We start from the raw sequence: 24809 nt of genomic DNA on the forward strand, positions 1-24809 counted from the left end.
TGTTTTTTCTGACAGAACCATGAGAGCTTGATAAAATAAACAGACGCACCAATCCAAGGTACGTCCGTTTATATAAAATTACAACATCTACTTCTTTGCCTGCATCTTATCTTTTAATTGTTTCATGTCTAAGCTTATCTTTAGATCTACGATTTTTGTATAATGTTATGTTTGTGTGAGAGATTTGTGACCCAACATTTTCGAAACAGATTCGATGGGTACTTCCTTGGTAAGTGTTATTGTTGTTGCAAAGGTATGTATGCCGGGCAATATGGAAAGTTAATTTCTTTTGTGATTCCGCACAGGTCAGCAATCTCCTTTAAATAAGTATTCATTGGTGTCTTGATCTATATAGATGGGGTGCAAGTCACCGAAAGATTCATTATTTTCAAAAAGGCAGGATATGGAGGGAACAGAAAAAGTATCTGTTAAAAAAGGTCTTATGAATTTTTATGTTCTTAAGCCCTTTTCTTTTGTCTATTTGAAAGCCTCTATCATTTGCTCCTTAAATAATCGATTCTCAAAGGGCTTACTACGTGGTTTTCAAAAATTTTTTAGCCGAAAATTTTTCAGGAGCACTTTTTAAGTGCCCTCATGTTAAAGGCGCAATTTTTTTTGCGCACAAAATAATTATTTATGACAGTTCCGAAAGTTTTACATTTTAATCCTTATTCTTTTTTAGGCTATCAATTTCTTCTTTCATATTTTTTATCTCTTCGCCTTGATCTATTATATATAAAGTTAATTCCTCTATTTTTTCGAGTAATTTACGATTCATTTCACCAAGATCTACACCATTTTTTTCGACTTCTATAGCTGATGGAATATTTGGGAGGTGATTGTTTTTAATTATAAAATCTTTTAATTCACCTAAGGGCTTTAATTTATAATCTTTAATAAAAACATAATCAGGCCACGTTCCAGCTTCAACTTTAATTTCTTGAGCACGAATCTTCCCGTTTACATCCAAATTATAGGCAGGATTTCTAGTATTTATCCCAACAAATCCTGTTGGCAGAACTTTAATAGCTTGTTTTCCATTTGCTCCAGAATAAAGATTGCCGACTATTAAGTCCCAATCATTAGACATTGGAGCATAAGGTAAGAGCTCTTGTGAATTTCCCGTAATATTTAAGGAGCTAAAACTGACATGGGAATTAATGGATCTTACTTTAATTATCACTGGAATTACAGCTGAAACACCCATTGTATTGACAGCACGTACCCTTAATTTATGATTAGAAGGGTTAATATCTATTGTAAAATTATAATTATTATTCCCATTGACATAAACATTATTATTAACTCTTCCAGCTTCACGCCATACGTTTGGACTGGCATGACTGGCAGAGGCAATGTGAGTCGCACTAGCCGCAACGCCTCCTCTAGTATATGCTATAGATATTTCATAATATCCGGATGATCCTGCGGCAAGAGGTGCTACTTGAAGAAATTCAACATAATCACCGATTGCATAATCGGCTGGAAATGTTACGGTTGTGGTGAAAATGTCGTTATTTTGCCCCTTAAGGATAATAGAAAATGTAAAAAGGAAGAAAAAGGATAATAATTTCATAATAAAGTTGTTGCTTTGGTATAATGCCAAATTAGTCATTTGTAAAATAAAGAAGTAATAATGATTTATTTTTTTATGAGAAAGGTACTTCAATTTCAAAGCTGTCTGATTAGAGTTGTGAAAATATATTTTTTTTAATGATAGAGTAAGATTATACCGGGATTTAAGTTGCATTGGTCATTATTGACATTGTTTCTTCTATTGATCTTGCCTAAATTGGGTGTTCGTTTTCTCTGGTCTGTATCATCGTAATTATCATTTTTAAAGTTAGAATAAAGATCAGAACCTGCTAGTATCTCTGTCCGATTGACTTTCACTTCACTTCCTGTGTTTATTTTTCAACTGATTAGTGGCGGTTCAATAGAACTGTTCAGGATTTATCATAGGATAAACATCATTTTTATTTTTATCCGATCCAAGTGAATCGACCGACTTCTCCAATTAAGTCCTGTGTGTATTAACCTTATTTTATTAAAAAAATATTAATTTTTAGAATGTTTTTCTATCTACAGTTAATTTGGAAGATTGATAAATTGTTGTCGTAAAAATTTTTTAAAATAATTTTTATTTTATATTCTTTTGTAAATATATTTACCTCACAATGGTTAAGGGAATGCCATTGTACTAACCAATACGAATATTATTAACTTTAAATCAAACAAATTATGCTAAAGGCTGGCATTTTTACCCTATTTTTCGGTGCTATATTTTTAATTCCGGTCATTGTCTCCGCCCAGTCAACTTATCTTTCGATTCCTGATACCAGGGATATAGGGACAATTCCATTAGATTACGGTCGTAAATTAACCGCTCAATTTAAAAGGGGAACGTCCGTTGGATTCCCCACGAGTAATTATTATACCGTATTAGGACTTAGGGGCTGGAGTGATGATAGTGCTGGTCCTGCCCATGAACTGGCATTCTCCTATCTTTCTGGCATTTCCTACCGAACTGGTACTATAGCCTCTGGATGGTCTAGTTGGAGAAGGGTTCTTACCGAAAATCTTGCTGGAAACGTGGGTATCGGGACGGACAACCCTTTGGAGAGGCTATCGGTAAATGGAAAGATTCGAGCACAGGAAATTAAAGTAGAAACCACAAATTGGCCAGATTATGTCTTTCATTCAGACTATAAACTTTTGAGTCTGGAAGATATCGAACATTTCATAAATACCAACGGGCATCTACCGGAGATACCAACTGCCGGGGAAATAGAGTCGGAAGGCGTATCCTTGGGTGAAATGAACAAGGTACTACTGAAAAAAATAGAAGAACTAACCCTCCTTCTGATTGAGAACAATAAGGAACTGAAGAGGCAGAATCATGAAATTGAGAAATTGAAGGAAAACGATAGGAAAGTCTTCGATTCTAATTAGGAAATAGCAATGAACAGATACATCCTTATCATCACCTATCTCGTAATGTACATCATAGGTTTCGGTCAACATAACAATTCGACAAATTTTATCAATATTCCGCCAAACCCAACCTCGAGCAAATTCAAACAATTCACGGACAATCAGATCAACCTTTCATCAGGGATGGTCAATATCCCTGTTGATCTGTTTGGAGTACAGGTTTCGTCCTTTGCGATGAACTTCCAGCTGACCTATTCGACCTCAGGAATTTCCATTATGGATTCCCCGCTACCTTTCGGATATGGCTGGCAATTGAGCATCAATCCCAGGGTTACAAGACAGGTCCTTGGTAGGGCGGACGAAAAGTTCCCATTCAAAGGAAGCTATATTCACTCGCAGAGCAATTGGGGCAATAGGTTCAGTTCAATAACAGGAGGCCCCAACTTAGGGGATTATGGGGATTACTATGAACCGTTAAAGGGAATTGTCAGCACCTCAAATTCTACGGAATACCAGTTGAATAATAGCGATTTTAATGATCCTCAAAAGGATATCTTTACTGTACAGCTTCCGAATAAGTCTATAAATTTCTTCCTTAGCTGGAATGGAAATATTCCAGTAGCAAAATCCTATGGAAACCATCTTTCGATTAGCCTTGAATTTTCTAACAGACAAATCAAGGGAATAAGGGTTATTGATGAGGATGGGACTCTATATCGATTTGGAAACCTCAATAATGAAACCGACAGAGCCTATTTTGAAGAGTATGGAGGAACCGAGCATGCATGGCTACTAAGAGAAATAGAGCTTGTTAACGGTCAAAAATTAGCATTTCATTGGATTGAAAAGAATATATCATCCTTTGCCCCATCAATTAGTTCAACCGTTTCAGTCAAGGATTATAAGCTGTATAAGTTAGATGACGATTATGGTTTTAATCCTACTATAGACGATGTCGGAGGGAATATTAATATCGCAGAATTTTCCTCACCTACGGCAAAGTTCCTTTCGAAAGTTGTTTTTCCTGGAGGGACTGTTGACATCGGCTTTAAGGCAGGTTCCATTCCTATGGTTAATGGGATTTCCCTTAGGGATAGTAAAGGTTATCTAATCAAGGATATCAAGCTGTCCCATGGTCCTCTGAACGGCACCAACTATTCTCATTTTCTATTGAATGGGATAGAGGTTGGCAACGAAAAGTATTCCTTCCAGTACAATTCAAACTACTTTTCAAAAGATTCTCCATCTATTGATTTATGGGGAATGTACAATGGTAAGGTCAATCAAGCACATCCACCTGCTGTAAAGATTCTTACGCACACCAATTCATATGGAAATTCACTTTCTGCAAACTTTCCATTGTCAATTAATGGTGCGGATAGAGAAGTAGATACCACAAAGATGAGAGCATTCATTATGGAGAAGGTCATTTATCCGACAGGAGGGGCGACCCAAATAATCTATGAACCGCATAGGTTCAATTACAGCGAAACCTACCCAGGTTTCTCAACTGCTCCGACAACCCCTACGATGGGAGGGGGGTTAAGGGTTAGGGCATTGCGATATTTCGATGAAAGCAGTACACTCCAGTTTGAAAAATCCTATAAATATGGAAAAAATGAAAATGGTTTGGCAAAAATTAAATTGATCCCCACCATGAACACCATGATCGATGAGGTTTTTTCTTTGGTATACGGATGGCCTATTCCAGGTTACATTGGTACGGTTCCAAATTTTTATAGGAACATACAGATAAAGAGTCTTTCTGATTATAAAGCATATGATTTCGGAAAATCTTCATTTTGGTACGATCAGGTAACCGAGTATTCTGGTGGGGGAAAGACTGTGCGCGATTTCATTTTCAAAGATGACGACATCTCCAATATGCCGGTTACACATTTATTTCAAAAAAGATTTACTAACAGGGTCTATACCCTCTTTCAGGGTGGACCAAAGATGGAAAGGGAGACCGTCTTTAAAAAAGTCGGTAACGGCTATGATACGGTTCTCAAAAAAGAAAATATTTATCAGCTCTTTACCTATGCCAACGACAGCACTGTAAGCAATATGGCAGTAAATAGGCGTTTTGTAAACTCTAGCCTGAACCAAGCCTTATCTGGCATTGACATCCTGTATCCCTATAACGATAATGAACCCAGATCGCAATCTATCAAGGATAAATTTGGATATAATATTGCGCATTATTCCATTATCCCCTGTTTCTATTACCTTTCCAGAAGTATAGTAACTGAATACTCCAATTCCGGTCCAATTAGAGATATGACGAATTTTACCTATAGTTCGATTAGAAACACCTATCTTTCCAAGGAAGAGAGAACCAATAGTTTCGGACAGACAATCTCAGTCAGCTATAAATATCCCTTCGACTTTGTTGCTGGTATTGGTCCAACGATGACCCAGCGTAACATGGTTATTTTTCCTTTGGAGATGGAAACCAGCAAAGGAACATCCATTAGACTTGAAAAGAATCTATTTTCTAATGATGCCTCCCTTACGAACGGCCTATTGCTCCTTCGTGAGAGGCAGGTCCTTGAAAACGGGACAATGATCGACTGGAATAGGGTAAATAGGTTTGACAAATTTGGCAATCCGGTGGAAGTCATGGGGAAGCTTAAGCCTACATCTGTTCAGCTATGGGGATACGGCGGTAGATATCCTGTAATAAGTATTGGTAATTCCTCCTACCAGGAGGTCTTATCCGCTCTAGGAAGTAATGCAGTAAGCATACTCAATTCTATCAATGAGAATGTGGTAAATGATGAGTTACTGACCTCTACGGCAAGGACATTGAGGGACCACGTCGACCTCAAAAAGTCCTTAGTCAATTACAGGACCTATAAAAATTTGATCGGTATCAGCAGCGTTTCTGACGAAAAGGGAGACATGCTCCGATATATCTATGACAGCCAAGGCAGGTTGGAGCAGATTCGGGATATTACGGGAAACATCCTTCAGTTCTTCTGCTATAACTACAAAGGTGAGCAAATTGACTGTAAAGTGTTTTTCAGCACCTCTAAAAGCCAGCAGTTTACAAGGAACAACTGTGCTGCGGGCCAGCAGGGTGGGACATATTCCTATTCGATCCCCGCAGGAAAGTATACCTCTACGATTTCCCAGGCAGACGCCGATAGAAAAGCAGCTGAGGAACTGACAATTGAAGGTCAGCTAGCGGCTAATTCCAATGCTCCCTGCAATAACAATATAACCTATACAGACTTGAATCTTGAATATGTCGGAGACTGGGGAGGTAGGATCCAGAGGATAAGGATGGTGTCCACGGATCCAAATGTAGGGACATTTGATCTTTATCCGACCTTTGGTGTGACTTCTGAAACGTTCAGCATACCTGTGGGGAGCTATTCTTCCGTACAGGTTTTTGCCGATGGTACCGGGGCGAATTATGATGGCTTTGTAAATATTGTTTCATCAAAAAGCGGCACGCACTGTCAGAATATCGGAATGGGAGGGGCCACTCCAAACTTTACCAATATTCAGTTCAGTCAGACGGGAACTAAGAGGATCGTTGTTCAGGAATATTGTATGTAATCTTAGGAGCCATGAAAACAAAATTAATAAGACTAATAGGTTCAATGCTCTTCCTCATGCTATCCATTGGAAGTGCCCAATCACAGATCGGTCACCGAGAGGTCGGTAGCTATAATGGTGAAACCGAAATTAGTGCGGTAAGGAGTGTCACCTTGAAGAGCGGTTTTACTGCACAAGGTCCTTTGCGTGTTTTTGTTACGGGAGGGACCTCCCTTCTAGCTACAAAAGTTACTCGATCGAAGAATTTTATATTGACCAGAACCTTTAGGGACAGTGTCAAGATCGGTCAGATCAACACGGTCCGTACAACGAATAAAGAAAATCAGTCCTTACAATATCTTGACGGTCTTGGTAGGCCGGTACAAGAAGTTATGGTGATGGCAAGCCCAGATGAACTCGATGTTGTGAGGCACATTGAGTATGACAGTTATGGAAGGGAATCAAAGGTCTACCTACCATATGCAGAAGATACCAGTTACAATGGGAGCTTCAAGATCTCTGCAAAGATTTCCCAGACAAAGTTTTACGGTGATGGAACTGGCTGGGATCCAGCTGTATCTCCTAACCTCGCTCCATTCTCTGTTAAAGTAATGGAGAAAAGTCCACTTGGTAGGGTGGAAGAAATGGGATTTCCGGGGACAGCGTGGCAGCCATCGGCAGCTAGAACAGCTTCTGGCGGACGTACTGTTGTCAACCTGACCGGAGCAAATGTCGCTGGTGAGGTTAGGAAATGGATCATAAAATCGGACAGCCTGATCGGAACGAGCTTCTATTCCAAGGGTACCCTGAAGAAGAATGTGGTAAAGGATGAAAACTGGACATCTGGGAATCAGGGGACCAGCGAGGAATTTGTCGACCTTGAGGGGAAGACCGTCCTGAAAAGGACATGGAAGAGCAATACGGAATCATTGGATACCTATTTAATATACAACGAGACAGGAGATCTGAGGTATGTTGTGCCACCGGGCCTAAAAAAGGATAAATACAAGGAAACGGATCTTGAATTTTTGGGCTATGCCTATCTATATCGATACGATGCTGAACGGAGGCTCGTGGAGAAGAAAGTTCCAGGAAAGGGATGGGATTATCTGGTATACAACTCTGCTAATCTCGTGGTATTGACCCAAGATGCAAACCAGCGAGCAAATGGTGAATGGTCATATACAAAATATGATGGAATTCAGCGAGTTGCTAATTCAGGAATCTATAAGAATCCGTTAATCACTAGCCGACCAGCCGCTCAATCTGCGGTCACAAACCATAGGGACAGCGGGGCCGAAAAGTTATATGAAAGTAGGGACCAAACCTCCGAATATACCAATTTAGCATTTCCAGTTTCAGGAATTACGGTTCTCACGGTCACCTATTATGATGACTATTCCTTTCCCGATGCCGGAACTCCTATATTTCTCCCTTCCGGAATAATAAGGAGCAATAAAACCAAGGGACTAACTACGGGTAAAAGGGTGTATAATGTGGACGGAACCGGTCCATTGCTTTCCGTTTTTTATTACGACGAAAAGGCCAGGATGGTCCAATCTAGGGAAAAGAACCATCTTGGCGGCATGGAGGTCATGACCAATACCTATAATTTCAATGGCGAGAACTTGATCAGTAAAAGGGAGCACACAGGTAGCCCCGTTGCCTCCGCCCCGAAAACGACGCTGGTCTCAAGCCATACCTATGACCACCAAGGTAGGCAGATAGATACGAAGTTGAAAGTAAATTCACAAACCGAGATTATCCAGTCACGGCTTGAATACAACAGTATCGGACAATTGACCAAGAAAAAGGTTCACAGTGAAAATGGAGGAAATTCTTTCCTGAATTCCATTACCTATTCCTATAACGAACGGGGATGGACAAACGGTTCCTCATCTCTTAATTTTACGCAAAGAATCGACTATAATAAGGATACTAATAGTAATATAATTAGCAACGCACAGTACAACGGTAATATTGCAAGACAGCAATGGGGACATGGACAGGTGATAACATCTTCATTCTCGTATACCTACGACAGGTTGGATCGACTTGTCAACGGTACGGACGGTTCGAATATGACCGAAATAATGAGCTATGACGATATGGGGAACATCCTGAGCCTAAAGCGTGATAACCAAGCTACAATAGCCTACTCATACGAAAACGGGAATAAGAGCAACAGGCTGATGGGGATATCTGGGGGGCTTACCGGAAACTTTACCTATGATGCAAATGGGAATGCGCTTACCGATAGGAGCGGGATGAACTTCAGCTACAACCTTCTCAATCTTCCCAAAGCGGTAGGTGGTGTTGGTACGAATCTGACCATAATGTACGATGCATTGGGTAATAAGCTCAGAAAGACGTCCGTCGTTTCCGGAGTTACCACCGTGAGGGACTATTTGGGGGGCATCGAATATAGTAAGGTAGGGACAGGGTCTCCTATTATCGAATTGGTAACCACGGGTGAGGGATACCTACAGAACAATTCGGGGACATATTCCTACCATTATTATAATATGGACCATTTGGGGAATGTCAGGTCCGTTTACAAAAGAGGAGCAAGTGCTACGGTTCCTGAAATAATACAGAAACAGGACTATTACCCATTCGGAAAGACGAAGTCCCTTGTAACGGGAGGGGTAAATCACTATCTTTACAACGGTAAGGAAAGGCTACCGGAGATAAAGGATCAGCTGGACTATGGAGCGAGGTTCTATGACCCGGAGATAGGAAGATGGAATGTTGTTGATCCACTTGGTGAAAAATATAGCGGGGTTTCCCCATATGCTTATGCACTGAACGACCCAATTTTTTACATTGACCCCAATGGTATGGAACCCGATGGGAACGGAGCTTCCTATTATTACACTTTTACCGGAGATGATGCACGTAGCTTCCTGAAGCTTTTACAGTCGTTCTATTCTCCGATGGAAGATATGAACTATGTAAGGCTTCCTGCAGTTCATGTGTATGCTTCGCGGTTCGGAGGATCGCAGCTAGGCGAGATCATGGAGTCTAGCGTTTCAGCTTATGAGGAAGGACGGGGGTATACCAGGTACATAGCTCCTTCACATCAGTACCTGTTTGGACCAAATCCATATCGTCCTTGGGGCGGTCCTCAGACAGCACAGGAATGGGAGCAGGCAGGAGATATCCTTGGGGCAACCGAAATCCCGGGTCTTGCGCAATTAGGTGATGCCATATCTCTTGGCAGCAATCTCTATCAGGGTAATGGCACAGGAACATTTTTGTCATTGGCAGCATTTATTCCAGGAGGAAGTCAATCTAAACTTGCAGCTAAGGTGTTAAGGAATCGGCATTTAGCTGGAAAGGTTCACCTTAAAACAGGAGTTCCTTTTGATAAGGCAGGTTTTCCTGACTTCTCAGGTAATTTATATAAGGAAGGCTTAAGTGATGTTATAATAAAGCCAACAGGAAGCAGAGTTGCTGATTTTGCAGCGGCAAATAAAGCCGCAGGGTATAGTTCCACACCTAAAGGATATACATGGCATCATCATCAAACAACTGGAAGAATGCAGTTAGTAGAAACTGGTGTTCATTCTAAGACAGGTCATACCGGAGGATTTTCATTATGGTATTATTAAGAATTATAATAGTTTTAATTATGGTAACTTTTTCACAAACAGAAAAGCAATTGAACTCGATACGAATTGAAGAAATTGAAAAATATGTCGGTTTAAGCTTTCCAAATCAGTACAAAGAACATTTGCTCAAAAATAATGGTGGACAATGTAGTCCAAATGTCTTTAAGTTTAACGAAAACGGAAAATGGACAGAGTCTTGTATTGATTGGTTTTTGGCAATATACGATGGAGAATATGATAATCTAAAAGAGTACATTAAAACATATAAGTTAGAAGAGAAAAGACTTCCGCTTAATATATTACCAATAGCGCATGACCCTGGAGGGAATTTGATTTGTATTTCCTGTGACTTAGAAGACGAAGGGTATGTGTATTTTTGGGATCATGAAAATGAGGTAGATTATAATACATCAGGCGATAATGATTATACCAATTTGTATTTTGTGGCAAATGATTTTAATGAATTTATTAACGGTTTGAAGGAGAGTTTTTCATAGATATAAGTAGTTGCCGCTAAAACGGGAACAGAGTTATTTAATTTTACGGGCAAGGCAGCAAGCCGAATGGCTGATAAAGCGAGAGCTATTCCAATACAAACTCTGGATGATATAATAAAAGCCCCGATGTCTGTAGTTAAAGATCCGCAAGGAACAAGTGCGCTTATGCATTATTCACAAATGTGGAAGAACGGCAAGCTATATAATGCAGAGGTTTTATACGACAAAGAGGCTATTACAATAATGCACTTTAAATATACCCCAAAGCCGTTGGTTCTTTGCCTGCAATAAAATAATAAGTTATGTTTGAAAAGAACGATAAACGAAGGTTATATCATTTGATGGATATGTATTTGTCGGGTAATATTACCGATATAATCTTTTGTGATGAATTTTATTATTCTTATGATTTAGAAATTGATATTGATACTCTTACTGATATTGAAAAGAAAGCATTTTCGGAGTTAAGCACTATTTCGGACAGATTTTCCGAATTTGAAGAAGATCATATAAAATACCCTAAAGGTTTTTATACCGCAGAAGAGTTAAAACAAAAGTTAATCGAGACGCAAGAGAAATTACAAGAGCAAAGACCGATTTAATCGGGCTTTTGTTATGAATGTCTTGGGACCAAGCAGAACCTATGTGGCAAAGACTATTGGCCATGTATGCAAAAGGCGTAAATGGTTCAGTACACTTTTTTCAAACTCAAATACAAGGGTAAGATTAAATAGTGTCTGGAGGACTGTTGAATATTCGCTATTGAATGGAAAAAATAATATAATTTATCAATTTTTTTTTATACCGTGATTACAATAGATAAAATCAAGATATACAAACGTTTTAATGGAGAAATAGACGGTTGGGCAAGAGTTGGCACAAAAGAAGAATCAATTATGAACGATCATGCTTGGATTTTAATCGAAGGTTATATTCAGGATATAAATTTTGTGAAGAAAGGTCTGGCATCCTATGCACTTATGAAATCATTGAATGAAAGATTAAATGAAAACTGCGATAGTAAAGAAATTATTGAACTTAATAAGGAAATGGCATAAGAAAAAGCCTGAATTTTTTTTGGCTTTTGCATTTTAAACTTCTTTGCAATTTTCGATCAAAATGAATTATTAAAGATGAAAAGTAAATTGAAAAAATTATTTCTCCTTGTTGGAATCCTGATGTCAGCCAGTACCGTACTAGGGCAAACCTTAATAAGCGTAAACTCTCCAGGATGGAAGAAAGTTGCATACAATCATCTGTCTGGAGGAAGAGGATTTGGAAAGATAACCATTTATACTACTGGGGGCAGTTATGCTCCTGAATATACGGATATATATTGGTATAAAGATTGGTTGTCCCAATCCGGTATAAGTATCGAATCCAATAGCAATAATAGAAGTTATTGGAGTGACGCTCGTGTGACTTCCTCCCAGGACACCACATTTGTCGAGGTTTATTTTACTCGCGCTATAGCAAATAATCTCTATGTAAAAATAGATCCCTATGGATGGAATCCCGCAAAGGAATACTCAGGAGCTCTGTCAGACGGAAATGGTACAATTGGCGCCACGGCAAAGATTCATCGTTTCAACCTAAAGGACCAGTTTGTTGTCGGCTTTAATGGTTTTGTTGGAATTGGAACAAATAATCCTCAGGAGTCTCTTTCTGTCAACGGAAACATCAGGGCCCGTGAGGTCAAAGTAGAATCCACTAATTGGCCAGACTATGTCTTTGATCAGGGTTATGAAAAAATGAACCTTCGTGATCTAGAAAAGTTTATTCTCAGCAACAAGCATTTGCCAGAAATACCAAAAGCAAGCCAGGTAGCAGCAGAAGGAATCAAAGTGGGAGAAATGAATAAGTTATTATTAAAGAAAATTGAGGAGCTTACCCTTCATTTAATTGAAAAAGACCATCAGGTCGAATCCATGGAAAATAAATTAAATGAACTCACTGAAAGATTAAATGGGATGCAATCAGGAAAATAATAACCTAAATTTCCAAGATTCAAATTTTGATAGGATATTGGAAATTTCTCTTTGGGGTATATCGTTTTTCTTCGGTACAAATCTTTTAGTCTAAAAAAATGCATCTATTAGGTTCGGAATTGGTTAAAAGTTAAATAAGTCGCTTCACAAATTTGAATGAGATCGGTTCAATAAAGATTAATGACTATATTTTGCTCCTTCTGCTAAATGTCCTATGTTTTTTTTCAATAACACAAATGAGTAACCAAATATTCGCTAAAGTGAAAAGGAGTTTTTTACTCAAAATCGCTGATAATATTGCCTGTCCTTAATTCGAAATTAAACTTCAATTAGTAGTGGTGAATCAACGAAAATTCTAAATTTTGCAACGGTGCACGGTCGCCTAATTGGACATGAAGAATATTATGTCAGTATAGGACAAAATTACCGATTAAAATTAACATTATTAAACTTTTACAGCTTGGATAAGAAAGGAATCTAATGAGTGTTAAGCAGTAATAACTCAACATATTCCAGGCAATGTAGAATGTTCCAATGCGCTTGTAAAGAAATACGTCTCAAGAAAATAGAACCTTGAAGAAATTTTAAAGTCTATATTTAAATTATCTTTTACCTGATAATTGAGAAAGGAAAGTTTGCTAATGCTTTTTGGTAGAAAAAGTGAAAAATTTATTTTTTCAAGAGATTTTATTTTAATAAAATTGCTTTCCGAATCAATGGAGGATTAGATTCTTTTAATTTATCCAATATTAATCATTTATAAACAAAATTATGAAATCATTATTAATATCGCTTTTAGCCTTTTGCCTACCTGTTTTAGGATTTGCCCAAACTCCTGTAAGTGCTGCGGTAAATTCCGCAGGATGGAAGAGAGTCGCTTTTGTCAATAGCGCATCAGGACGGGGCTTCGGTAAGGTAAGCGTTTATTCTACGGGAAGTTCATCAACTCCCTACCACCTGGATATAGAATGGTTTAAGGATTGGTCTGTAACCGGAGGGATTTCTATAAGCAGCAACAGTACTTCTGGCTATTGGAATGAAGCTAGATTGACTTACGATGGGGATTCAACATTTATTGAAGTCAATTTTACCAGGGATGTCGGGTCGATGGCGATTATTTCCGATACATACGGTTGGAATAGCGCACAGCCTTTTTCCGGTATCCTGCCCAATGGAGGGGGGACTGTAAGAGCGCTGACAAAAGTTGGGAAATTGGCAATCGGTGAGAATCTAATGGTTGCATTTAACGGTAATGTGGGAATAGGGACCTTAAATCCATCTTCAAAACTTTCAGTAAACGGAACGGTCAGGGCAAAAGAAGTCAGGGTAGAAGCAAGCCCATGGCCTGATTATGTCTTTCAGGATGGCTATGACCTCCCATCCTTAACGGATGTTAAAAACCATATCGAAAGATATGGGCACCTTCCTGAAGTACCGTCTGCATCAACAGTTGAAAAGGAGGGAATAGATTTAGGCAAAATGAACGCTTTACTATTAAAGAAGATTGAAGAATTAACCCTTCACCTGATTGAAAAAGAGGAGAGAATCAATTCTCTAGATGAAAGGATAAAATTGCTTGAGAAAAATTAGCATGGAATTTAAATAATATTTTTAGAAATACTTTCTTAGGGGGTCTTATTTCCCTGTAGACGTAAAATGCCCGCTATTGGAAAATTTCCAACTAAGGCCAGACTTGATATGAAACACGGAAACACTGCATCAGCAGGGCGGTGAAAGATGGAGGAAAGAAGTTTAGGGTGAGTACTGTGCTTCTGTGTTAGTGGATAATCAGGAAAAACTATTTTTGACCCTTCAAGATTGGATGGACTTATTAAGAGATGGAAATTTAGACAAAGTCAAAGCTAACTATCCTGAGAACGTGAATAGTTAAGATCTTTTCATGACCATGGTAAACTCTAAAATGAATGGAAACTTTAAATAACCCTAAATTTTCCACCTAATGGATAAGGCCTTGTCTTAATTACGGACGTTTTTTAGGCAAGAATACCTTGTATTTGTTGTTCTTTAGTAGGACAAAATGATTTAACTATTACTTTGCAAAACACTTAAAATAAGACGTTTAGTTTACGTAAAAATAGTTGGGTCATATTAATAGTTCAATAATACCTTAATAACATAGGTTTATCAACGAAATTTGGATAGTCATGCTTCCAAGAACGCCTCTAAATGAAACCCTATTCAATCTGTGAAACAATTTAATGTATAAATTTTTGTAGAACGAAAGAAAGAAATGCTCATTTTATTCTTTCTCAGTTGTAATTGCATAATTGCTTTAATGTTGTTAAGGACTCATTTGGGATTAATAACCATATTTCCAGTAAGGGAAATACTGTATCTAAACATTCTAACCTATGACGGAATGATGCGTTCCAAATTCAAGCCTGCCTGTGGGCGGCAGCGAGATCGGATAAAATAGTGAATTATAATTATGGATATGCATGTAGAATTATTTGATCGAGGGGACAGATTGTTTCTAATTCCAAAATAACTTAAAAGCTGCTGCTCATTTGGAACATCGGCAGATACATCGCTACTAAAATCAATCCAACTACCAAGCCCAGAAAGATAATGATCAACGGCTCCATAACCGTTGATATGGTTGAGGTTTTATACTCAATTTCCTCAGTGTACTGATGTGATATTTTTTCAAAAAAGAAATCCAGCCTATTGACTTCTTCCCCGACCTTAATCAACTGAATCATTTTCTTTGGATAAAAGTCGAACTTTTCCAAGCTGGAATGGAGGCTTTGACCATGAAGTATCGATTGTTCAATTTTATCCAGGGAAACCTGTATGGGATAGAATTCGGTCATTTGTTGGAGCAGTTGAATAGCTTGAATCAAAGGAATATTCGTACTGATCAATAGCCTCATCGTATTGGCAAATCGCGCCAAGTGGATTTTTTTTACGATATCATTGACAAACGGAATCCTTAAAATGATCCATGATGACCATTTGCGGAACCATAGTTTGTTCTGACTGTAATATAAAATGAATATTATGGATGCAAATACTAGAATGTTTAAATAGAACGTGGCATCTATCAGCTCTGAAATATTGAGGATAAACTGCGTCACCCAGGGAAGTTCTCCCCCAAATTTCTTAAATACATCGGCAAACATCGGCACGACAAATTTCAGCATAAAGAATACGGCTCCAAAGGAGGTCAGAAGAACGATAAGGGGGTAGGTGAGGGCGGAAACGATTTTTCTGCGTTGAGAGATCCTGCTTTTGAAATAAAGTGCCAACTCTTGGAGTATATCGCCAATTTTCCCCGTTTCTTCCCCTATTTTAATACTGTGCACTTCATAAGAACTAAATTTATTGCTTTTATTAATGGCTTCCGAGAGGCTGAATCCCGTAATGACGTCCTCTTTAATCTGTTCAAAGACCGATCTTCCTTTTTTATTCTTTTGATCAACCAGTATTAAATCAAATGCAGTTCGAATATCGATTCCTGATAAGAGTAGCGTGCTAAATTCAAGATAGAATTCTTCTTTTCTTTTATCCGATAGCTGCTTGTTTCCAAAGCTGATATCCCTATTAAGAAATTCGATGAGGTCAAATTTGCCTTCAGTTTTACGATGAGTCCCCTTTGGATTTGGTTTGGACAAGCGGTGCTGAACTTTTTTGTACCGTGAGATATTGACCTTCGACATAATAAGAGAAGCTAGTTGGAAATTTTTATCAATTGTTCTGCACTGTAATCCTTTGACAGGACAAAGGGAATCAATCTATTTTTGGTTTTTAGGGTTATGTTAATTGACTTTATTAATCCATTATCCATGCTTTTTACAAATTCAGGCTGAATATCTTCTATTACGCTAAGGAGGGAATCTGTAATCATGTCCCCCTGCTTTCTAATTATTAAGGAATCCATAATTATGTATTGGGAAATGTAATCGTTCCTTTTAAGCAGTACGACATTGTCCAAGAAATATGCTTCGTCAGCATTCCGTATCTCTTTGTTCATATGATGATAAAAATGACTGACATTTAAATTCTCCGTCCTTTCTTTCTGTTGAACCGTCCCAAATTTATAAAAGCTATTCAAAATAAAAAATGCAATTCCCAGGCATATTGCTGAAATCAACATAGCAATGGTAAGTTCCATTAACGTAAATGCAGACAAATGTAATTTATTCTTCATAGATTCTCTTTAAGAACACCATGCTATCGGTAAGCCTATCTTGATTGAAGTCCATTGCATAAATGGTTATTTTTCTCAAATCGGGATAACCTGTAAGGCTATCCTCCTGAACGGTAAAATTATGATGTTCCCAAGCAGTTTCAGGATCTTGAATATCCGGTTCGTTGAGATATTGAAATTTGATCTGCTTCATCATCCACTGAACGTCCTGTTTACTATTGCTTTTGACTGAACTGGTCAGTTTGGTAAAAATGAGTATACCAATGGAGAATACGGTGAGCAAAATAATCATGGCAATAAGAACCTCAATCAAGGTTGAGGCCTTCAGGTGATATTTCTTTCTGCGTTTTAATTCAGCCATGATGCAATGCCTTTTTCAAGATGAAGGTCTCCCGAAAAAAAATAGGGCCTGATAAAATAGGGATTCAGTTTCTTTCGCTCTAGGGTTAAATTTATCAAATAATTTTCATAGAGCGAACTCGGTCGTTCCGTTATAACTCTATAGCAATATAAACTACCATTAATCTCAAGCGGATCCGAATATTTAAGCAGACCAAAACTAATGATATTTCCTTGGATGTTGCTGTTCTTTCCAAGCTCGATCAAGTCCATTTGCTCATTTAACTCTTCCCGGTATAGGAATACCAGGCCTCTTATCTTCGTGTTTTCTCCAATGGATATTTTAGCCATTGAATTGACGCTATCTTTCGCAATAAGTCCTGTTACCGAAGGGTAATCCAGAACGACATCCTTTCCGATCACCAAAGAATCGGTCGCAAAAAATTGGCCCTTTCCCCTGAAATTACTTTCAATTTTTATAACGGGCGCAAAGACGATCGCATCTTCCCATACTGTTTGCCCGGTTATGGTAATGGCACTGTCACAGACCAGCACAATATTACCCTTAACAGAATCCAAGCTTAACACCTGTGGGGATTCTATCCTGAAAAATTGGGTCTCATTAAAAAAGGAGTTCTTCAGGATAGGATTACCATTTAATAGCGGCCGGTTATTATCATTTACACCTTTGAAATTGGATTCGATAGCACGTAATATTTCAAGGTTCACCTGTGGCATTTTCTGGGAACTTTCCAAGATTTTGCCATCTACCAATTCTTTGATTCCATCGTAATATTCCCCGTCAACAAATGCCGGTCTGATCCCTGATTTTGGCAAGAAGGCATTTCCCTGAATTTTAGTTTTACCGCTGATGGATACCGGACGGTCTTCATCTGTGATATAAAGGATGGTAGAATCCATGGGCTTCTCCCCGATAAGAAAGCTCCTTTTCAATGTGTCCAAATTTTCAACTGCGGTAATCGAGGCAACTTCGAGCATTCCCCAAAATTTTTTATTGATCTTCACTGAATCATTGGAACGTATGGGCAAATAGATCACGGTATCTCCGGAAGTGTTTGCAAAATAATTTGAGAGCGATAATGTTGTAGCGGCCTCCACATCGGCATTTAAGTTTTCCCACCTGTCGAATTTCTGTTGTTGCGTCCTAAAGTAATAGAACATCAGAATAAGACTTCCTAACAAAATAGCTAGTATCAATGAGATAATAATGGAGATCTGTAGGGAAGAGGCCTTCAGCATTTAATTGGAATCTAAGTCTGGTAATATTTCTTGGTTTTTAGATGGGAGGATCTTATCGGTCCTGTTACCTAGAGATACCTTATCCCACAGTGAGTTGAAGAAATTTGCCGTTCTTCGGAATATATTCTGATCAATATATTCCTCCGCACTGATTTCGACCCCTTCGTGATAATATTTCCATTGATAATCATTCACAAGAGTATCCAATACCTGTATTTTTCCATCCCACTGGGCATCTTTCATCGGGCCTTTCATTGATACCCCCCCCTTTTCATTGTATAGGCTGACCAGTCCATTCAGGCTGCCTTTGTTCCAATGCTCTTCTTTTAGGAGGTGCTGGCTGTCGGACCAATATTTCCATTCTCCATGGGGCAGGCCTTTCCTGTAAAATCCTTGCCTACGTAATTGTTTATTCCCAGAAAATTCTTGATAGCTCCCATGAAGTAATTTTCCTGAAAAACCACCCTGTGTCCTTTGGACCTTTCTGGATTGGTACCAGAAATAGAATTTTTCCGATCGTACATTTGTCTTTTCATCTGTAATATAAAAAGACTCCAATCTCCCGTCATCATGATTGATCGTTATCCTATTCTTTATATCCAATAATTTTTCATATTCCGACCTTTGATATTGGCTGAAAGCATTCTTTGAACAAGAAAATAGGATGATCATGGGGATGATAAATTTTAGGGGTCTCATTGTTTGGAAATGGTTACTGTTTGAGAATTGGTTTTTACCTTTATTTCATGCGGGTAAATCGAGAGAATGGTGTAACCATCAATCGATTGTTTGGTCTTCAGATAGTGCTGTTTTCCTGCAATCTGAACTAAGGCCACCTTTTGATTCATGTTTAAGTTTTCGATAAAACCCAAGTATTGGATATCTAGGGCAGGGGCATAGGCCAAAGGGTCATAGGTTTCCATAGGTAAACCTTGCCCTGCATCCTGATCAACCTGTTCATCAGGTTTATTCTCGGTCGAGGATACCTCCTGAAAGAAAGCATCGGAGGGAATGCTGTCATAGGTAAGATCTTCCTTCCATCGATAAGTGTCCAAATTCGATCGTACCTCTACCATGCCCTTATTGGATAGGGGAAGCGGATCATGATCTGAAAATTTTGAAAGGACCACATAGATCACATAGCCCCATATTCCAAGTACTAAGGTAAACAGGATATAAATGTTATGCTTTTTCTCTTTCATTACTTAATAATACGTAAAGTTCGCCGTTCCTGGAATAATCCTACGGAACCATCGTTTTCAGGCCTTGCCTGCCATTGATATTCGCCCTGATTGAGTTCGATCTGGAATTGATTCTTATCAACAAGAGAATCAAGGATTAGCTGCGCACTGTTTTCAAAGCTGGGAGATACGATCTGTATTCTATAATATTTGGCATCCTGATGCGTATTCCACCAAAAGGTGATAACTGAGTCCCTGGTACTCAGGTCATCAGCGGGTGCTTTCAATTCTACAGATTCCTTTTCCAATGGGTATTCTATAAAATCGGCACAAGAGGTTATCAGTAAAAAAAACAGTAAATAATAAACCAGCTTATTCATAATATTAAGTGTAGGGTAAATATATATAATTCTTATAAGGATCGTATAGCCTTTTTAGGTTAAAAGTTTAATTGATCTTAAAAAACCTAAGGAAATTAAGGAGTTTTTCTCATTTTTAATTTAAACAGACAGTGAATTATAAAAAATGAATTTTATCTAAAAGTACTGATGTTTTTAGATGATACATTGGATAAAGGTTCAAATGTAATTATAACTTTCAAATATTTTCCTTCTTTTTTATACCATCAATAAGAATTTCACAGAATTTTTTTATTAATGACATTTATGGTCGGTTCTGTTAAAAATAAATTTTATATTTCTTTTAAAGAATTTTAGTATCTTACATCGGTCGATTAAAAATTGCCAAACCAAATTATCCGATTTAGAAATGAAATTTTTAAAGTTATTTTTTATTGCACTTCTGCTTTGCGGCATGCAAAGGGGGTATACGCAAAATTTATTGAACTTAAATGAGTGGGCCGCAGGTGAAGGGCCAATTGCTGGCTTTACCTTAAATGGTCCCACTACTGAAAACCTCAGGGAATGGGGGGATGGCCCCCAAGGGAACCGAGCTGTCCTCTGGAAGGCCATGCCGAGTGGAGACGGAAATAACGATGGAGGTTTTAACAGTACTGATTTTTCCCTGGACCACAAAAAAATGTACCGCTATACCATCTGGATGAAAAAGGCAAACTCCACGGATGGAAGTAGTTATTTTGGTTGCGGAAATGTGAATACTTTAGCAGGAACATTAAATAGCAATGCGTACTTCTGGAATGGAGATTTACCGGAATTGAACAAGTGGTATTTAATCGTAGGATATATTCATGCCAGTACAGATGCCTCCACGGTCAGCCTGGGTGGGATTTATGATGGAATTACTGGAAAAAAAGTTGTATCCATAACGGATTACAAATCAATTTCTGGAAGTACGACCAATAAGATAAGATCTTACCTGTTCTATGATAATAATGCCAATGATAGACAATACTTTTATGGACCGAGGGTAGAGGAGGTCAATGGTAATGAACCAACCATTGCCTCACTATTGAACAATGCGAATGGCGGTGAGAATTTCTATTTTGCAGGGAAGGTTGGTGTCAAGACCGATACCCCTGGAGATTTCGATCTAGCTGTGAATGGGAAGATACGTTCACAGGAAATTAAGGTTGAAGCCAGTAATTGGCCAGATTATGTGTTTAAGGATGATTATAGAGTGCCTCCTCTTAGAGAGACCGCTGAGTTTATTAAGAACCATGGTCACTTACCCGATGTCCCAACAGCTAAAGAGGTAGAGGCTGAAGGAATATCCCTTGGAGAGTTGAATAAGCTGTTGCTTAAAAAATTGGAGGAGATTACCCTTCATCTGATTGAAAAGGAAAAGGAAATTGAGGAACTCAAAGAAGAGGTTAAGAAAATTAGAAAGGATGGCAGGCTGAAGGAACAAAGTGTTGAAAGTTAACCGGATTTTTTGTTTTTTTACTCATTGTCATGATAAACAATATCAAATATTGAATTTTATTTATAACACAAGCCAATAATTTTTCTAATCTGTTATAGTGGTTTAAATAATATCAATTGCCAATTATTAATTTTAAAATATTTTATGAAATATTCTTTTTCATTTTTCCTTAGCTTCTTAAGCATTGGTTTTTATCTGACGATTTACAGTAACTTATATGCTCAAAATGTCCAACAGGATAAGAACATGTTGATAGAGACCATTTCAAAACACTTTGTTTCTCCCGAGGCGGCATCAATTGGTAAGTTCTATGAAATGAATGTCAACCTCTCTTCTGGAATTCCGCAAATAGGAATTCCGATATATAATGTATCAGTTGGGAAAATTAATTTCCCCATTCAGCTGGATTATAATTCTAGCGGAATAAAGGTCGATGAGATTTCAAGCCGTATAGGTATGGGGTGGGCCCTAAATGCTGGCGGAAGGGTCATGAAGCAGACAAACGGATTGGATGACGATCTTTATCTGGATAGGGCGCAGTTGAAAAAATACATCAACAATGGAATGACCGAAAATGAAAAGATCCAATTTATTAACTCAATTTCCAGGGGAACAGTTGATGGGGAGCCGGATGTATACATTGTCAGCGCTGGTGCATTGAATTTTCGCTTTGTAATCGATTTAGATGGTCAGTATTTAGTAATTCCAGGCGACAAAAATGTTAGGATCCAGAGAGCTATCTCCGGCTATGCTTGGATCATTACGGATACGGACGGAACGAAGTATAAGTTTAACGATATGGAAAGTTCCACAAGTTTGTCCACTGTTCTATTTAACGGTCCTTCCAATGACCTGGGTGAAAACCAATCCAATACAGGATGGTTATTGAAACAGATTGAGGACGTTCTAGGAAATAAAGTTGATTTTGAATATCTAACGTATTCAAATAGATTTACATCAATTACTGCAGAAACTAGAACCATCCCAGTCACCCTAGATGTAGACGCCCAAGAATCTAGATCTGTTTTTATTTCAAATACCAATGTTTCTTCCTCGTTTCTTAATAAAATAACCTTTGCAGGTGGGCAGATCAATTTTATTCCGGACACTACTCCACGAAAGGATGTGGAAGGTGATTTCAGACTTAAGGAAATCGAAATTCTCCGTGGACAGTTCAAAAAGACTTTTCGACTTTATCATTCCTACATGGATAAGGATTTTGTTGGGAGCCCCCATCCTTTTAATACGATTTATGATAATTTTAGGTTGAGACTTGATTCCGTGCAAGAGATTGGCCAGGATAACGCTTTGATCCCACCGCATAGATTTATTTATGAACCAGGTAATCTCCCTTTCAGGAATTCCTTTTCTCAGGATCATTGGGGATATTACAACGGTCGTACCAATACGACCTTGGTTCCATACCAAGTATCGGGAACCTGGATGGGAGCTGATCGGAGGCCAGATTTTAATTTTTTAAAAAGAGGAGTTTTGAAAAAAATAATTTATCCTACCAAAGGGGAGATTTCCTTTGATTATGAGATCAATAAATATAAGGGTAACCCTGAAGAAATGGATAGGGACAGTGTTTTTGCCACACTAACAGGAAATAATAACACCTCAGACTATCTTTTTAATTTTTCAAAGGAGTTTGTCATAAACCCCTCTGTAGGTGAAGTTGAATTCAAGCCAACGGTAAATACACAGGGTTTTTCTGCAAACTGCTCATGTTTTATTACGCTTGGGGTAAGGAACAAGACAACCAATGCCTATGTACAGATTCCTCACCAATCCCCTCAAATCTTTAAACTTTTGCCTGGAACTTATGTGTTGGAGGGAACAATAGAAACAGAGTTCAATGGCGTTCCATATGTCTATTTCAGTATATCGATGACAGGGAAGTTTAAGACGCTAAATCAGGGAGGGTATGTTGACGGTCCAGGACTTCGGATAAAGAAAATTACCAAAAATTTTAAGGATAATATTGAAGTGGAAAATTTTGACTACCGAGATCCTGTTACCGGTTTGGAAAGTGGACAGGTATCAACTATTCCAGAATATTTTCATAATTCCTTAAAGACAATTAGGAAAGTGCCAATCGAAACTTATCCAGGAGCTGGCTACATGGAAATATTTGATTATAAGGTCTATAAATCTGAATCCAAATATCCTCTTTCCAGTAGCAATGGAGGATATGTTAGTTATAAGAATGTCAATATAAGCAAGGGAGAGAGCAAACAAAATGGAGAGACCCAACATCTGTTCACTAATTACTCCGACTATCCAGACAAGAACAGTGGGATTGGATTTCCAAGTCCACCTTTATCGATCACTGATTGGAAGAGGGGTAAACCATTGAAGATATATCAAAAAAGTAATACCAATGCTATCGTAAAATCAATTTCTAATAAGTATATAATTCCCGCTCCTTCCATCAAATCTGTTAAAGGAGTCAAAATTGGTTCTAACATAGCTTATCTTTCACCAGTCGATGAAGCTACGCTCTATTCAAGTAAGTTCATAGCAAAATATGACATTTATTCTGACGTAATACTATTGGAAAGGGATACCACAATTATTTTGCCGGGGCAGTCCCAGAATAATATTTATAGTTATAATTCCATTTATCAAAATAGTGAAATCCTCCAAAATAAAAGTGACGGAACCAATTTAATATCTAAAACATTTTATCCAAAAGATTTTAATGGCTCCGATCCTCTGGTTGCACCTCTATTAAACAGCCATATTTTGGATATTCCAGTAGAGCGGGTAAATATCCTGCAAAAAGGCACTGAACAAAGAGTTATTTCGGGAACAACTTTTACCTACGATGCTGGTGGAAAGGGGATACCCATTAAAGGATCAACTTTAAATCTTGATATTGCTCCATTAATTTCCTCATTTAAGTTCAGCAACAGGGCGATGGGGACAGTCCCTCCATTAGGAAGTGTTTCAAACTATAGTGCCGATTTAAGATATAAATTGGATTATGTGGTCAATAGGTTGGATAATTATGGTAATGTCCTGGAAATTACTGTAGGTTCAACCCCCCCTACGGTTTACCTGTGGGGTTATGGTGGCCAGTATCCAATCGCCAAGATCGAGAACGCGACGTATTCGGAAGTCGTTTCGGCTCTGGGAAACAGTTCTGCGACGATCCTGAACGGCCTGAATTCGGCCACTGTAAGTGATGCGACAATCAATACGCACATGAAGACGCTGCGTGACAGCCTTGATCATTCACAGGTCACGAGCTACACGTACAAACCTTTGATAGGTATGACGAGCAAGACGGACCCTCGGGGGATCACGGAGCATTACGAGTACGACGGTTTCCAGCGCCTGAAGGACGTTCTCGACTTTGAGAAGAACGTGCTTACGGATTACCAGTACCATTACCGTCCCTAACCTACCAGAACGATGAAAAGACTACTGAA

Annotated in this window: 19 protein-coding genes and 1 pseudogene; 11 read left to right on the forward strand and 9 right to left on the reverse strand. The window is 38.4% G+C overall.

What is annotated here, in order from left to right; translation table 11 throughout:
- Positions 1 to 87: 87 nt before the first annotated feature.
- Positions 88 to 335, reverse strand: a pseudogene (locus E0Y80_RS20810) (tyrosine-type recombinase/integrase); the annotation flags it as partial.
- A 326-nt stretch (positions 336 to 661) separates the two neighbouring features.
- Positions 662 to 1675, reverse strand: a complete 1014-nt coding sequence (locus E0Y80_RS17325) for a hypothetical protein (RefSeq protein ID WP_156308938.1) — start codon at positions 1673 to 1675, stop codon at positions 662 to 664.
- Positions 1676 to 2241: 566 nt separating this feature from the next.
- Between E0Y80_RS17325 and E0Y80_RS20665 the strand changes: the two genes are divergently transcribed.
- The 9 genes from E0Y80_RS20665 (at position 2242) to E0Y80_RS17370 (ending at position 14169) form a co-directional block, all read left to right on the forward strand.
- On the forward strand, positions 2242 to 2952 hold the full coding sequence (locus E0Y80_RS20665; RefSeq protein WP_197091648.1) for a hypothetical protein: 711 nt from the start codon (positions 2242 to 2244) through the stop codon (positions 2950 to 2952).
- Between the two features lie 9 nt (positions 2953 to 2961).
- Positions 2962 to 6501: a DUF5977 domain-containing protein gene (locus E0Y80_RS17335; RefSeq protein WP_156308939.1), complete on the forward strand. Its 3540-nt coding sequence runs from the start codon at positions 2962 to 2964 to the stop codon at positions 6499 to 6501.
- An 11-nt stretch (positions 6502 to 6512) separates the two neighbouring features.
- Positions 6513 to 10094: a DUF6443 domain-containing protein gene (locus tag E0Y80_RS17340; RefSeq protein WP_156308940.1), complete on the forward strand. Its 3582-nt coding sequence runs from the start codon at positions 6513 to 6515 to the stop codon at positions 10092 to 10094.
- Positions 10095 to 10114: 20 nt separating this feature from the next.
- Positions 10115 to 10591 (forward strand): SMI1/KNR4 family protein, encoded by a 477-nt coding sequence (locus tag E0Y80_RS17345; RefSeq protein WP_197091649.1) that lies wholly within the window; start codon positions 10115 to 10117, stop codon positions 10589 to 10591.
- 66 nt (positions 10592 to 10657) lie between these two features.
- Complete coding sequence (locus tag E0Y80_RS17350; RefSeq protein ID WP_156308942.1) at positions 10658 to 10882, forward strand: hypothetical protein; 225 nt, start codon at positions 10658 to 10660, stop codon at positions 10880 to 10882.
- Positions 10883 to 10893: 11 nt separating this feature from the next.
- Complete coding sequence (locus E0Y80_RS17355) at positions 10894 to 11193, forward strand: magnesium and cobalt transport protein CorA (RefSeq protein ID WP_156308943.1); 300 nt, start codon at positions 10894 to 10896, stop codon at positions 11191 to 11193.
- A gap of 204 nt (positions 11194 to 11397) precedes the next feature.
- Positions 11398 to 11649 carry a hypothetical protein gene (locus E0Y80_RS17360; protein WP_156308944.1) on the forward strand — a complete coding sequence of 84 codons (252 nt, stop codon included), beginning with the start codon at positions 11398 to 11400 and terminating at the stop codon, positions 11647 to 11649.
- A gap of 75 nt (positions 11650 to 11724) precedes the next feature.
- Positions 11725 to 12579: a hypothetical protein gene (locus E0Y80_RS17365; protein WP_156308945.1), complete on the forward strand. Its 855-nt coding sequence runs from the start codon at positions 11725 to 11727 to the stop codon at positions 12577 to 12579.
- Positions 12580 to 13350: 771 nt separating this feature from the next.
- The gene (locus E0Y80_RS17370; protein ID WP_156308946.1) at positions 13351 to 14169 is read left to right on the forward strand and encodes a hypothetical protein; all 819 of its coding nucleotides are present in this window, start codon (positions 13351 to 13353) and stop codon (positions 14167 to 14169) included.
- Between the two features lie 920 nt (positions 14170 to 15089).
- Here E0Y80_RS17370 and E0Y80_RS17375 read toward each other — a convergent pair.
- Genes E0Y80_RS17375 through E0Y80_RS17405 form a run of 7 tightly spaced genes read right to left on the reverse strand, consistent with a single transcriptional unit; the run spans position 15090 to position 19910 of the window.
- Positions 15090 to 16259, reverse strand: coding sequence for a type II secretion system F family protein (locus E0Y80_RS17375; protein WP_156308947.1), 1170 nt, complete (start codon positions 16257 to 16259; stop codon positions 15090 to 15092).
- Positions 16260 to 16270: 11 nt separating this feature from the next.
- Positions 16271 to 16750 (reverse strand): prepilin-type N-terminal cleavage/methylation domain-containing protein, encoded by a 480-nt coding sequence (locus E0Y80_RS17380; protein ID WP_156308948.1) that lies wholly within the window; start codon positions 16748 to 16750, stop codon positions 16271 to 16273.
- Positions 16740 to 17111, reverse strand: coding sequence for a type IV pilus modification PilV family protein (locus E0Y80_RS17385; RefSeq protein WP_156308949.1), 372 nt, complete (start codon positions 17109 to 17111; stop codon positions 16740 to 16742). Before E0Y80_RS17385 ends, E0Y80_RS17380 begins: the two co-directional genes overlap by 11 nt.
- Entirely contained in the window at positions 17099 to 18349 is a 1251-nt protein-coding gene (locus E0Y80_RS17390; RefSeq protein WP_156308950.1) for a hypothetical protein, read from the reverse strand. Before E0Y80_RS17390 ends, E0Y80_RS17385 begins: the two co-directional genes overlap by 13 nt.
- The gene (locus tag E0Y80_RS17395; protein ID WP_156308951.1) at positions 18350 to 19021 is read right to left on the reverse strand and encodes a toxin-antitoxin system YwqK family antitoxin; all 672 of its coding nucleotides are present in this window, start codon (positions 19019 to 19021) and stop codon (positions 18350 to 18352) included.
- A gap of 23 nt (positions 19022 to 19044) precedes the next feature.
- Positions 19045 to 19551 carry a hypothetical protein gene (locus tag E0Y80_RS17400; RefSeq protein ID WP_156308952.1) on the reverse strand — a complete coding sequence of 169 codons (507 nt, stop codon included), beginning with the start codon at positions 19549 to 19551 and terminating at the stop codon, positions 19045 to 19047.
- A complete protein-coding gene (locus E0Y80_RS17405) occupies positions 19551 to 19910 on the reverse strand; it encodes a hypothetical protein (RefSeq protein WP_156308953.1) in 360 nt (119 codons plus the stop codon). Before E0Y80_RS17405 ends, E0Y80_RS17400 begins: the two co-directional genes overlap by 1 nt.
- Before the next feature lie 388 nt (positions 19911 to 20298).
- Between E0Y80_RS17405 and E0Y80_RS17410 the strand changes: the two genes are divergently transcribed.
- Positions 20299 to 21372, forward strand: a complete 1074-nt coding sequence (locus E0Y80_RS17410; protein ID WP_231596086.1) for a tail fiber protein — start codon at positions 20299 to 20301, stop codon at positions 21370 to 21372.
- 144 nt (positions 21373 to 21516) lie between these two features.
- Complete coding sequence (locus E0Y80_RS17415; protein WP_156308954.1) at positions 21517 to 24780, forward strand: hypothetical protein; 3264 nt, start codon at positions 21517 to 21519, stop codon at positions 24778 to 24780.
- Positions 24781 to 24809 lie beyond the last annotated feature (29 nt).

This window comes from Sphingobacterium endophyticum, assembly GCF_009733535.1.
In the GTDB taxonomy this organism is placed as follows: Bacteria; Bacteroidota; Bacteroidia; order Sphingobacteriales; family Sphingobacteriaceae; genus Sphingobacterium; species Sphingobacterium endophyticum.